The sequence below is a fragment of the Microlunatus parietis genome (genome assembly GCF_013407955.1).
GTDB classification, from domain to species: Bacteria; Actinomycetota; Actinomycetes; order Propionibacteriales; family Propionibacteriaceae; genus Microlunatus; species Microlunatus parietis.
In genome coordinates, this window is sequence record NZ_JACCBU010000001.1 from 5376834 (window position 1) to 5389293 (window position 12460).

11 protein-coding genes are annotated in these 12460 nt (G+C 70.6%); 7 read left to right on the plus strand and 4 right to left on the minus strand.

Annotation, left to right across the window (positions count from 1 at the left end; all coding sequences use genetic code 11):
- Positions 1 to 16: 16 nt before the first annotated feature.
- Positions 17 to 1090, minus strand: a complete 1074-nt coding sequence (locus BKA15_RS25895) for an aromatic acid exporter family protein (RefSeq protein WP_179755765.1) — start codon at positions 1088 to 1090, stop codon at positions 17 to 19.
- Between the two features lie 137 nt (positions 1091 to 1227).
- Between BKA15_RS25895 and BKA15_RS25900 the strand changes: the two genes are divergently transcribed.
- Genes BKA15_RS25900 through BKA15_RS25910 form a run of 3 tightly spaced genes read left to right on the plus strand, consistent with a single transcriptional unit; the run spans position 1228 to position 3049 of the window.
- Positions 1228 to 1416, plus strand: a complete 189-nt coding sequence (locus BKA15_RS25900) for a hypothetical protein (RefSeq protein ID WP_179755767.1) — start codon at positions 1228 to 1230, stop codon at positions 1414 to 1416.
- Positions 1417 to 1472: 56 nt separating this feature from the next.
- Positions 1473 to 2366, plus strand: coding sequence for a hypothetical protein (locus BKA15_RS25905; RefSeq protein ID WP_179755769.1), 894 nt, complete (start codon positions 1473 to 1475; stop codon positions 2364 to 2366).
- Positions 2363 to 3049, plus strand: coding sequence for an aspartate/glutamate racemase family protein (locus BKA15_RS25910; RefSeq protein WP_179755771.1), 687 nt, complete (start codon positions 2363 to 2365; stop codon positions 3047 to 3049). The genes BKA15_RS25905 and BKA15_RS25910 overlap by 4 nt, the downstream gene beginning before the upstream one ends.
- A gap of 12 nt (positions 3050 to 3061) precedes the next feature.
- On the opposite strand, the gene BKA15_RS25915 is transcribed toward BKA15_RS25910, so the two are convergent.
- From BKA15_RS25915 to BKA15_RS25925, 3 genes are all read right to left on the minus strand, one after another.
- The gene (locus BKA15_RS25915) at positions 3062 to 4096 is read right to left on the minus strand and encodes a carbohydrate kinase family protein (protein ID WP_312879343.1); all 1035 of its coding nucleotides are present in this window, start codon (positions 4094 to 4096) and stop codon (positions 3062 to 3064) included.
- Between the two features lie 110 nt (positions 4097 to 4206).
- Positions 4207 to 4599 (minus strand): VOC family protein, encoded by a 393-nt coding sequence (locus BKA15_RS25920; RefSeq protein ID WP_179755774.1) that lies wholly within the window; start codon positions 4597 to 4599, stop codon positions 4207 to 4209.
- 83 nt (positions 4600 to 4682) lie between these two features.
- Positions 4683 to 5600, minus strand: coding sequence for an Abi family protein (locus BKA15_RS25925; protein WP_218871570.1), 918 nt, complete (start codon positions 5598 to 5600; stop codon positions 4683 to 4685).
- Between the two features lie 166 nt (positions 5601 to 5766).
- Between BKA15_RS25925 and BKA15_RS36575 the strand changes: the two genes are divergently transcribed.
- Genes BKA15_RS36575 through BKA15_RS25945 form a run of 4 tightly spaced genes read left to right on the plus strand, consistent with a single transcriptional unit; the run spans position 5767 to position 12386 of the window.
- A complete protein-coding gene (locus BKA15_RS36575) occupies positions 5767 to 6555 on the plus strand; it encodes a GNAT family N-acetyltransferase (RefSeq protein WP_179755776.1) in 789 nt (262 codons plus the stop codon).
- A gap of 39 nt (positions 6556 to 6594) precedes the next feature.
- The gene (locus BKA15_RS25935; protein ID WP_179755779.1) at positions 6595 to 8160 is read left to right on the plus strand and encodes a DUF3375 family protein; all 1566 of its coding nucleotides are present in this window, start codon (positions 6595 to 6597) and stop codon (positions 8158 to 8160) included.
- 42 nt (positions 8161 to 8202) lie between these two features.
- On the plus strand, positions 8203 to 8955 hold the full coding sequence (locus BKA15_RS25940; RefSeq protein ID WP_179755782.1) for a DUF4194 domain-containing protein: 753 nt from the start codon (positions 8203 to 8205) through the stop codon (positions 8953 to 8955).
- The gene (locus BKA15_RS25945; protein WP_179755785.1) at positions 8952 to 12386 is read left to right on the plus strand and encodes an ATP-binding protein; all 3435 of its coding nucleotides are present in this window, start codon (positions 8952 to 8954) and stop codon (positions 12384 to 12386) included. Before BKA15_RS25940 ends, BKA15_RS25945 begins: the two co-directional genes overlap by 4 nt.
- Positions 12387 to 12460: the final 74 nt, after the last annotated feature.

The window sequence follows — 12460 nt, forward strand, 5'->3', positions numbered from 1 at the left end:
TCCGGGTCGGCCGGCGTCATTGATCAAGAGCGTCGGCCGCGCGTTTCAGCGTGACGATCAACGCGCCCGCGACGAAATGATCTTGCTCGGAGGACCGCTGGGTGTCGCGCACGACGTCGCGCAACTCGTGCAGGGAGCGGTCCAACCGGGCGACGGACGGGGCGTCCGCGGAGTGCAGGGCGGCGGCGAGGTGGCGCAGGGTGGCCGCGAACGCCGGCCGCAGCCGCCGGCCCAGCGCGAGGTCGTCGCGTCCGCTCGATTCCCAGTCCACCAGCAGCCGTACGATCTCGTCGACGGCCTCGGCGGCCGTCTGCAGTGCGGCGGACCGCCGGACCTGGGCCGCCACCCGGTCTCGGTTCCGCTGCAGGCGCCGATTCGCCCGGGACGCCTCCCGGCTGCGCGCGACCGCCGCCCGGGCGCTCTCGATCACCGGGATCAGCCGGCGGCGCCGTCGCTCCCACTCCTCGGGCTCCAGCGGTCCCTCGTTCTCGAGCCAGTCGGCCAGCGCCTCCAGTTGCTCGACCAGCCCGTCCCGGAGCCGGTCCAGCGCCCGCTCCGACGGGGTCAGCGGCAGCGGCGGGAACAGCAGGTTGATCCCGATCCCGATCGACGCCCCGACGAGGATCAGGCCCGCGTAGGCGGCGACGTACTCGTGCGGGTTGCCGTCGCCGATGATCAGGACGAAGACGGCCGCCATCGCCACCCACGGACCCTGGTCGCCGAACACCCGCGCGCCGACACAGAGCAGGGCCAGCCCGACGACCAGGGCCAGCTTGACGACGTCCGGTACCGGCAGCAGGTCCACGGCACGGGCGATGAAGGCGCCGGCCAGGACCGCCGCCACCGACTGGACCGAGTGCCGGATCGAGCGCACCACGGTGCCGGTCGCGGCGACGACGGCACCGAGCGGGGCGTAATACGGGTACTGCGAGAGCGGGGCGGGCGCGAGGGTGCCGGCGAACCAGGCCAGGGTCGCCGCCACGGCGCCCTTCGCCGCGAGAGACCACCCGGGATGGCGGAGCCAGGCATGACGGGCGGCGCCGAGGAGCCCGGGGACTCCGGCGCTCCGCGGCTGGGTCGACGTGTCCATGGGTACGGCTGCACCCCCGATCCGGCTCGTGTCGCGTGCCCGGATCCACCTGGTACCCGGTCGGTCGGCGGGCAATCCGCCGAAGTGTTCGGGCCGGTTCGGTGTGACGCGGGGCCGAGCTGGGTACGCGGAGCAGCGTGAACGATCAGCGCCGCACGCCGTCGTCGGGACAGCCGTCGGAGGGCCCGTCCGGCTACTCGACCGCCGAGACCTCGTACGGAGGGGCGGACGCGGTGCCGGACACCCCGGACGCCCTGCCGAACGACGACAACGAGCCGCCCCGGCTCCGGCAGCCCGAGTATCCCGACGATCCTGATCAAGCGTGATGTCGCTGGCTGGGATCGTGCTTGCATCCCGGGCCTGACCTGCCCAGGATCTCCGTATGCCCGACTCGAGCAGGCCCCCGTCCCTGACCGCGATCGCCCGCCCGAGCGGCGCCCTGGCGATGGTCGCCATGGATCAGCGCGACAGCCTGACCACCATGTTCGCGACAGCCGGCGTCCAGGCCGGCCCGGCGGACCTGATCGAGTTCAAGCTCGCCGTCGCCCGGGCGCTCGGCCCGCTGGCCTCCGGCTTCCTGATCGATCACACGTACGGCTTCGACCGGGTCCGCGACGAGCGGCTGCTGCCCGACAGCACCGGCCTGATCCTGGCCGCCGACGCCCTTGATCAACAACCGGGCGGGCCGGTCGACGACACCGACCTCGACCCGGTCGTGCTGGCCGACGACTTCGACCTGACCGGGGTCAGCGCGATCAAGCTGCTGCTGATCTGGCGCGACGACGAGCGCCGTACCGACCGGGTCGAACTGGCCCGCCGGTTCACTGCCGCCGCAGCGGAACGCGGGCTGCTGTCGGTGCTGGAGCCGGTGGTCCAGCCGGCCCGCGGGCAGGAGGCCGAGTTCGACCGGGAGCAGGCGATCCGGACCGCCGCCCGGGAGCTGAGCGTCGTCGGGCAGAGCCTGTACAAGGTCCAGGTCCCGCTGTTCGGCAAGGCCGGCGGCGATGATCTTGACCGGGCCTGCGCCGCCCTGGACGACTGCATCACCGGCCCCTGGGTCGTGCTGTCCCAGGGAGTCGCGGCCGCCGACTTCGCCGACGCGGTCGCCGCCGCCTGCCGGGCCGGCGCGAGCGGCTTCCTGGCCGGTCGGGCGCTCTGGGCCGACGTGGTCGGGCGGGCCGACCTGGCCGACGCGCTGCAACAGGTCTCGGTGCCGCGGCTGCGGAAGTTGATCACCATCGTGGACGAGTTGGCCACGCCCTGGGACGCGCGATGAGCGAGGTGGTGCTGGGGCTGCTGCACACCGGGGCGATGCATCCGCCGGTGTTCGACGCGCTGGTGGCCGGCCGGATCGCCGACGACGAACGGCTGCGCGGTGCGCAGCGGGTGCACGTCTGTGACGCCTGGCTGCTGGACACCGCGATCGCCGACGGGGTGACCCCGCTGGTCGTCGAGCGGATCGCCGATCACGTCGAGGCGCTGGCCCGGCGGGGCGCGACGGCGGTGTTGATCACCTGCTCGTCGATCGGCGAGGCGACCGAGGAGATCGCGGCGACGGCTCCGGTCCCGGTGGTCCGGGTGGACACGGCGATGGCGCGGGCCGCCACGGCCGAGGCCGAGCGCCGCGGCTGCGGCATCACGGTGCTGGCCACCCTGGCGTCCACGCTGGGCCCGACCACCCGGCTGGTCGAGGCGGCGGCCGCCGGTGCGGTCGCGGTCCGGTCCCGGGTGATCGAGGATGCGGTGGCCCGCAGGGAGCGCGGCGACCAGGCCGGGCACGACCGGCTGATCCGGGAAGCGGTGGCGGCGGAACTGGCCGGCGACGCCGTGGTCGTGCTCGCCCAGGCCTCGATGGCGGGTGCGCTGGCCTCGGCCGAGCCGCGGGTCTTCAGCTCACCCGACTCGGCGGTCCGCAGCCTGGTCGACGCCGCCCGCGCGGCCCTCGATCAGACGGGCTGACGGCCGCCCGGCTCAGCCGGCGGCGGGGACCGCGGACGGAGTGGCGGGCGCGCCGAGGTTGGCCCGGATGTCCTGCGCGGCCTGCTCGCCGTACGCCTGACCGATCCGAGCGGCGAACGCGTCCGGCACCAGCGCGTACTCCTGCGGGCCGATGGCCTCCAGCACCAGCGCGGCGGTGCCGCAGCCGACCTGCGCGGCCCGTTCCAGACCGAACCCGCGGTGCAGGCTCCACAGGAACCCGGCCCGGAACGCGTCGCCGCCGCCCGTCGGGTCGGCCACCTGCGTGACCGGCACCGCGGGAACGGTCAGCGTCGGCTCGGTCGCGGACTCGATCGTCACCCCGTCGGCGGCCCGGGTGATCACCCAGCGGCCCACCCGGGAGAGGATCTCCGCCTTCGTCCAGCCGGTCTTCTGCATCAGCAGCTCGGACTCGTACTGATTGGTGAAGAGGTACGCGGCGTCCGCCACCAGGCTGCGGATCCCGTCGCCCTCCATCAGGGCCAGCTGCTGCGACACGTCGGCCGCGAAGGGGTATCCGTTCGCCCGGCACTCGTCGGTGTGCGAGAGCATCGCGGCCGGGTCGTTCGGCGCGATCACCACCAGGTCGAGCCGGCCCACCCGGTCCGCGATCGGCTTCAGCTCGATCCGGCCGGCCTCCATCATCGCGCCGGCGTAGAACGTCGCGATCTGGTTCTGCGCCTGGTCCGTCGTGCAGACGAACCGTGCCGTGTGGTGGGTGCTCGAGACGTAGACCGACTTGGTGTCCACGCCGTGCTGCTCCAGCCAGGGCCGGTAGTCGGTGTCGAAGTCGGCCCCGACAGCGCCGACCAGGATCGGCGTCATCCCGAGCCGGCCGAGGGTGAAGCAGATGTTCGCCGCGACGCCGCCGCGGTGGATGTCGAGCTGGTCGGCCAGGAAGGACAACGACACCTTCTCCAACTTGCCGTCGACGAGACTGTCGGTGAAGCGACCCGGGAACTGCATCAGGTGATCGGTCGCGATCGATCCGGTGACGGCGATCTGCATGGCGGTTGGCCCCCTGTTCACGTCAGGAGCGTGGTTGCCCCTGAGGTCGTGCGCACCGGCGACGATACCGAGGTGCCGCGTTGGCGACCAACCGCCGGGCCGAATCCACGGCGGGTCGCGGCCGACGAAATTCAGCCGTCCTGCTGCCGGCCGTACTGGACCAGACAGAACTCGTGTCCCTCCGGATCGGCCATCACCACGACCACGCCCTCGGCGTAGTCGTACCGCTCGCCGGTGCACCGGCCGCCCAGCTCGACCACCGTCGCGATGCCGCGGTCGATGTTGTCGACGGCCACGTCGAGATGCAACCGGACCTTGCCCTGCTTCGGCTCCGTGACCGGCTGGAAGACGAGCCGGGGCAGCGCATCCTCGGGGTGCCCGAGATAGACCCAGCCGGGCCGACTCGGCCCGGGCGACCGGTCGAGCAGCTTGCTCCAGAAGCCCGCGACCCGCTCCACGTCGAGGCAGTCGATCGTCACGCCGACCCAGCGCGCCGCGCCGTTCCGTCCGGCATCCTCCGCCATCTCGTCCTCCCACGATCCGGTGAGGGAGACCGTACGCCAGGTCCGGATGATCAGAAGGGGCCGGTCGGCGAGTCGGATCGTGGTCAGGTCTTCCAGAGCGGAGAAGATTGCCAGTCGGCGGGCGTTCCGGTGTGGGAGAGCGGCACTGTGGGCACGTCGGTTGGAAACGAGCGAAGGGCCGACGCGAGAACCCTCGATCGCCCGGATCCAGTTCGGGACAACATGTGTTGCAGAAGGCAGAGCTGCCCGTAGGTACGGTTCATCACGCCGCGAGCCTCGTCGATCGCCGGTATAAGACCCCGGACTGGCAGACGTGGCTGAAGCGGATGCACGCGATTGAACAGCCGTCCGTGGTGCGCGCACACGTTCCGGACGAAGTTCAGGCAGCGCAGCCATGACTCCAGTTGTGGCGCCGATAGTGCGAACTCCGCGGCGACCGTGTCCTGGACGTCTCGTGGTGAGAATCCGAACAGGTACATGAGGCTTCCCCAATCGAGGATTTCGACAGCAACCCAGACCGGCAGCCGGCCGCCGTACTTCCGGTCGTGGTGAGCGACGAAGTCCTCCCGTGACCTGGATCGCTCGTTCTCGTAGGTTTGAAGCCATCTGGTGTAGTCGGCGCCGTTTCGAGCTCGAGCGCGAGGGCCCAGCAGACCTGGCCGCAGGTGCACACACTCGTCAACGCTGCCCAGTTCGTGACCCAGGGACGTACGGAGCCGCAGTTCGACCGGACCGAGCGCGTCGAACGTCGCGGTACGCAGGATCGCGTCGAATTGATAGAGCTTCATCACGTCGGCCAGGGTGGTGCCCTTGTAGAAGGCGTCGCTGCGACCGTTGCGCGTCTGCCGGCGGAACGGGTACCAGTAGCCGCTGAGCCGGTAGTAGCTGATGTCCCGGAGTCGAGCGACTGCGTCTTCCCGGTGCCCGATATCCATGCCACGATCGGCGAGCACGTCGGCCAGCGCCTCGTACGACTTGAATTCCTTGACGTCGGTCGACACCCGTGCCCCCGCAGATAAAGCGAAGACCGGCCCTGGACCTACCGAAGTAGGCGGAACCGGTCGTAGTGGTTGGAGTCTATCTCACCCCACCGATCTTCGAAACCGAGTCGCTGCTCCGCTCTCGGGGCGTCGGCGGGCCACCGAACTTTCCTCTTAGAGTGGCGCCGTGCGCGCGCCCGTGGACGACGTCACCCGCTTCTGGGGACTCGGCAGTGAAGCCACCCGGCTCGGGACGGCGACCGCGGTCCGGAGCTCCGTCGCCCCGGCGCTGGGCCTGGCCAATTATCTGTACGACCTCCGGCCGACCACCGTGGCCGACCTGGACCGCGACCTGGCCGACTGGCAGCCCGGGGAGAACGCCCGGGTCGTCGTCGAGCCGGACACACCGGCCTGGGTCGAGGCGGAGTTGTTGCTGCGCGGCTGGGAGCTGGAACAGGAGTACCGGCTGGTGCTGCCGGCCGGAACACCGCCGGCCGGGTCGGCCCGGCCGGTCGAGGTGCAGCGGGCCGCCGAACTCGATCCGAACTGGTCGGCGCGCGGAGCGCTGTTCCGGCTGGACCACCTCGAGGAGGACGCCCGGCACGGCGACACCGCACGGCCCCAGGAAGCGACCGACGCGATCGTCGCTCACCGCCGCCGGCTCGAGCAGCACGCGATGTACCTCGGCGTCGAGCAGGACGGCGAACTGGCCGGGTTCCTCTGCTGCTGGCGTACCCCGGAAGGACGGGGAGTGATCGAGGACGTCTTCGTCCAGTCGCGGCACCGGCGCACGGGGTTGGCGAGCGCGCTGGTGCACGGCGCCGTCGGCCTGCTGCGCGACCAGGGCTGCGGCGACGTCACTCTCGCGGCCGAGGTCGGCGACACTCCGGTGCATCTCTACCGGCGGCTCGGTTTCCGCCCCAGCCAGGTCGTGCGCAGCTATCCGGCGCCGAGGCCGACCCGCGAACGCGGCTGAGGCTGCGTCATACTGCGGATCCGAACGGGAGGAAGAGTCATGACCGATCCGGTCTCGAGCATGCTCGAGGCCCAGGAGGCGATGGGCAACGCCACCTGGCTGCTGCTGCGCCAGGAGAAGTGGGCGCCGATCATCCTGGCGACGCTCGCCACGGTGCTGGACCGGGGACAGCACCAGATGCCGTCGGAGGAGTTCCACCACCGGGTCAGCCGGACCTTCGACACGCTGCGGGAGCAGGTCGACGACTTCCCGGTGCCGCGCGACGACCCGAAGGCGGTCCGGTCCGCGTGCAAGGCCTGGGTGGAGAAGGGCTGGCTGCTCCGGCACACGGATGCGGGCGGCGGCGAGGTCTACCGGATGTCGGCCGAGGCGCGCGAGGCGATCCGGATCGTCCAGTCGATGACCAACACCCGGGCCGCGGTCAGTGAGTCGCAGGTACGGGTCGTGCTGGACCGGGCCCAGCGGCTGGCGCTGAAGGCGACCTCGGACCCGACGGCGCGAATGCACAGCCTGCGCGGGGAGATCGCCCGGCTGGAGCACGAGCTCGGCCGCCACCGCGCGGAGCTGGAGCGGCTGGAGGCCGGCGGACCGGTCGACCTCACCGACGACGAGGACGTGCACAACGAGTTCCTGCTGCTGCGGGATGACATCGACCGGCTGCCCAGCGACCTGAAGCGGGTCGAGGAGTCGTTCCACGAACTGGCGCAGGAGTTGCTCAGCGCGTTCTTCTCCGAGACCCGGCCGCACGGCGAGGTGGTCGCCGAGTATCTGGCGAAGGCGCGGAACCTGGCTCAGGCCGACCGGTACGGCCGCGGCTTCCAGCAGGCCAAGCGGCTGCTCACCGACTCGGCGGAACGGCAGCAGCTGCAGGAGCACATCGCCACGATCCTGTCCCACCCGTTCGCGGACACCTACCTGTCGCCGCGGGCGCAGGCCGACCTGCGCGGCACCGTGCACATGATCGGCGACAGCGTGTCGGCCGTGATCGAGCAGCGGCGCGCCATGACCCGCCGGCTCACCTCGTTCATCCTGTCCAACGACACCCAGCGGGAACGCGAACTCGACGACGCCCTGCGCGCGGTGCAGGCGGCACTGCGCGAATGGTCCGCCGAGCACGGGCCGCGGGCGACGGTGCCGCTGCCGGTCGGCCACCACGCGGAGCAGGGCGAGGATCCGGACGGCCAGGTGATCGCCGTCGGCGAGGTCGGCGTCGCGGGGATCGCCACCCTGCGTGAGAAGCCCCGCCAGCAACGGATCCCGACCTCGTTGAAGCCGCTGTCAGATGCCGACGGTACGGCCCCGGGCGACTTCTCGGCCGACGAGTTGCGGGCCAAGGGCGGGCCGTTCTACGAGGAGCTGGCGGCCGAGATCCGCCGGGCCACCGTGCGCGGCCGGATCGCCGCCTCGGCGGCCCTGTTCAACGGGCTGCCCGATCAGCTGCGGCGGCCGGTGGACCTGCTCGGCCTGCTCACACTGGCGACCGAGCTGGGCGCCCTGCGTCCCGGGCTGCCGGTCGAGGAATACCACGCGGTACGGCCCGACGGGTCGACGGTGACGTACCTGGGGCCCGCCCTGACGTTCGTCGACACGGTGCAGGTTCGATGAACCGGGCGGGTCCGCTGATGAGGAAGGGGAGTACGGCCTCCGATGACTGACACCCAGCTCGAGTCTGCGGATGATCATGAAACCGTGATCGAGGGTGACCTCGATGATCTTGAGATCGACGACGCCGGCGACGACCGGGTCTACTTCGACGGCGACACCGGCACCCTGCGGCTGATCACCCGGCGGGCGCTGGTGCTACTGCTGAAGCGCACCCACGTCGCGGCCTACCGGCATCAGCGGGAGTACCAGGCGATCGTCGAAGATCAAGACGAGCTGCGGTCCCGGCTGAACGACATGTTCCTCGAACTGGTGATCGACCCGGTGAACGAGGTCGCGTACAAGCGGCAGGCCGGGCAGGAGCTCGGCCGCGCGTTCCCGACGTTGTTGATCAACCGCAGCTACACCCGCGACGAGATCGCTGTCCTGCTGCGGATCCGGGACGCTCATCACCGGGCGAAGCGGGACGGCGAGGAGGGCGCGTACGTCGAGCGAGCGGAACTGCTGGAGACGCTGCAGTACATCCGGCCGGCCGACACCAAGGACCAGGTCCGGGCCGACGCCGTCGCCGTCCGCGCGATCGAGCGGCTGACCGAAGATCGTTTTCTGCAGGTGACGGAGGATCCGGACCGGCTCCGGATCTCACCGGTGATCGAGACCCTGCTGACCGTCGAGCAGCTGCAGGCGTTCACCGAGGCGTTGACGGTCGACAGTCCGCCGGAGCAGCGCGTCGATCCCGGCGACGACGGCGACGACAGCGACGACGCCGACGAGCCGAACAGCGAGGAGGTCCGATGACCCAGTCCGAGACGATCACGCCGGACGTGATCATGGACGAGCCGGCGCAGTCGGCGCTGCTCAGCCCGGTCGACGACCGGAACCAGCAGTGGCGCGCGGAGGCGTTCCTGCTCTGCAACTGGGGCGGCTTCGACGGCGTGCACAAAGTCGACCTGGATCCGGAATCGACCTTGATCTCCGGTGCCACCGGCGCCGGCAAGTCGACCATCCTGGACGCGTACACGTGTCTGATGCACCCGAACAAGCCGCTCAACTCGGCCTCGAACGAGACCGGAGCGAAGACCCGCGGCGAGGGCATCCGGTCGCCGCTGACGTACGTCCGCGGTGTCTACGACCACACCGAGCAGCCGGACGGCTCGATGAAGCCGCTCGTGCTGCGCGGCGAGAACGCCGACACCTGGTCCTGCATCGCCATGGTGTTCGCGTCGACGACCGGGGCCCGATTCACCCTGCTCCGGCTGTTCTACGCGCCCCGCGAGGCGGCCCGGATGGGCGACCTGCAGGCCCGGTTCGCGACCTACACCGGCGGGCTGCGGGAGCACCACATCGTCGAACTGTTCGAACCGCTGGCCGTGAAGGGGTTCCGCAAGGACCTGATGGAGCGCGGCCTGCCCGGGCTGCGGATGCTGTCGCCCGGCGACTACGCCGACCACGCGCAGCGGCAGCTCAACATCGGCTCGCATCAGGAGGGTGGCGCGAAGGCGCTCCGGCTGCTCTACGACCTGCACGCCGGCTCCGCGGTGACCAGCGTCGACGCGCTGTTCAAGCAGCTGGTGCTGGAACGGCCGAGCACGTTCGCGGTCGCCGACGCGGTGATCGGCTCCTTCGACCACCTCGACGAGATGCACCGCGAGATGCGGGACAAGGAGAAGCAGGCCCGGATCCTGGCCGACATCGAGGAGCACCATGCCGCACTCCGGGACGCCCAGGACGAGATCGAGCGGGTCGACACGCTCAAGCTGCGGGACCCCGACGCGTCGCCGTTCGTGCTCTGGGCCGAGACCCGCAAGGACGAGTTGTTCGAGGCGGCGATCGCCACCGCCGCCGCCGCCGAGCTGGCCGCCAAGACGGCGAAGGGCCGCTGGGACGACCGGGTCAAGGAGCTGACCGCCCAGGTCAAGGAGAAGCGGCGCCAATGGGCCGACCTCGGCGGCGCCGAGATCGAGGCGTTGGACGCGACCCTGGAACGCCTGCAATTGCGGCTGGGTCAGATCGAGAATTCCCGGAACGCGTACGAAAGGGCGACCCGGGAACTCGGAATTCAGGCGCCCCGGACCGAGGAGGAATTCGCCGCTGCCCAGAGTCACGCCCGCGAATTCCTCGCGAATTACGCCGACGAGGAACGACGGCTCCGGCAGGACGTACGGAAGACGACGCTGCGGCACGGCGAACTGAAGAGTCAGTGCGAGGCGGCTCGGAAAGAGGAGGCCGAACTCGGCAAGCGGGACGGCAACATTCACCCGGAACGGCACCGGATCCGGGTCGAATTCGCGCACGCCGCCGGGCTCGCCGTCGAGGACCTTCCGTTCGTCGGCGAACTGATCGACCTGGCCGAGGCGTACGACGCCGACTGGCGGGTCGCGGCCGACGCCGTGCTCGGCGGCTTCGCGAACACGATCCTGGTCGATGAGCGGCACCGGAACACGCTGCGGAAGGCGATCGACGGGCTGCGCAGTCCGCTGCGGATCGAGTACCGCGGTGTCGCCAGTGGGCTCGACATCCCTGCCCCAGCAAGCGAAACGACGCTCGCCGGCCGGCTGCAGGTGAAGCCGGGCAGCCCGTTCGAGGGCTGGCTGCGGCAGCACCTCAACCGCGAGTTCGTCCACGAGTGCGTCGATCACGCCGACCGGCTCGGCGACGGTGATCAACCCCGGGTCACCCGCGGCGGACAGACGCAGCGGCGCGGCCGCGGGGCTCATGGCGGCCACGGCCGGCGCACGATCGGCTTCTCCAACGACGCCCGCCGGGCCGAACTGCGCGCGGAGATCGAACGGCTCGAACCGGAGATCGCGGAACTCGAGACCTATCTCGACGCGGTGGAGAGCGACCGGGAACGCCTGGTCCGGCGACGCACCGGTTGCGAACACATCGGCCACACCTCATGGTCCGAGATCGACGTGGCCGGTGCCCGTCAGCAGATCGAGGATTACAACAATTCCAAGGCCGAACTGCTTTCCTCGAAAGACAAGCTGCAGGCGCTCAGTGAACACCTGGCGGAATTGGAGACCGAACGGGAGCAGGCCCAGAAACTCTCCTGGGAACAAGAACAACTCGCGGCCGGCTGTGAACGAAGGCGCGGCGACCTGACCGAGGGCGCCGACCTGCTCCGGGAGCACCTGTGGGCGATGCAGGACGACGAGTCGATCATGCTCACCGATGACCAGCGGGTGCTGCTGGACAAGGCGCTGGCCAACAGCACCTGGGACGGGACGCTGGAGACGTTCGACGAGTACGTCGACCTGCGCGGCAAGCAGCTGGGGCATCTGCCGCGCGAGCTGGCCAACAGCCAGAGCCTGGCCCAGAGCCGGCTGGAGACCGCCGCGACCGGGCTGACCAGCGCGTTCGCCGCGTTCCAGAACGAGTGGTACGACCCGAACCGGGGGACCGGCCTGGCTTCGTACGATGACTACCACGCGATCCTCACCGACCTGCGCGAGCAGGGCCTGAGCGAGCAGCGGCAGGATTGGGCGCGCCAGGTGATCGAGTGGGGCGGCGAGGACCTGATGACGCTGCACAACGCGTACGACCGGACCCACCACGAGATCGAGGAGCGGCTGCGCCCGATCAAGCGGATCCTGGCCGAGATCCCGTTCGGCAACGACACGACGCTCGACATCAACAGCTCGGCCCGGACGCCCGGTGTCGTGGTGTCGTTCAAGAACACGCTGCGCACCCTGGCCAGCGGTTCGATGGACCCGCGGATGGGGCTGGACGAGATCGAGGCCAAGTTCGAGGCGATCCGGTCGACGGTCGACCGGATCCGGCCCGGCGGCGACGAGCGCGAGCGCAACCTGCTGCTCGACGTCCGCAAGCATCTGAAGGTCACCGCCAGCGAGGTCGACGGCGACGGGATCCGCGGTGCCGGGTACGACTACCTCCGCGGCAAGTCCGGCGGCGAGACGCAGACCCTGACCGCGTTCATCGTCGGCGCCGCCCTGCGCTACCACCTCGGCGACGAGGAACGGGACCGGCCGCGGTTCATGCCGGTGGTGCTGGACGAGGCGTTCATCAAGGCCGACGTGCGGCACGCGGCCCGCGGCGTCGACGCCTGGCGGCGGCTGGGCTTCCAGCTCGTCGTCGGCGCGCCGGAGGGCCAGTTCAGCGCGCTGGAGCAGTCGATGGGGATCGTCATCGGCGTCACCAAGGACAACGCCGAGCGCTCGTACCCGATCCACCTGGCCCGGAAGGGAGCCGACGAGCGTCGGCCGTGATCATGATCACCGCCCCGGCTGACCCGGCCGCTGAAGATCACCCGGCCGGGGGATGGCCCGGGTGCGGAAGCCTG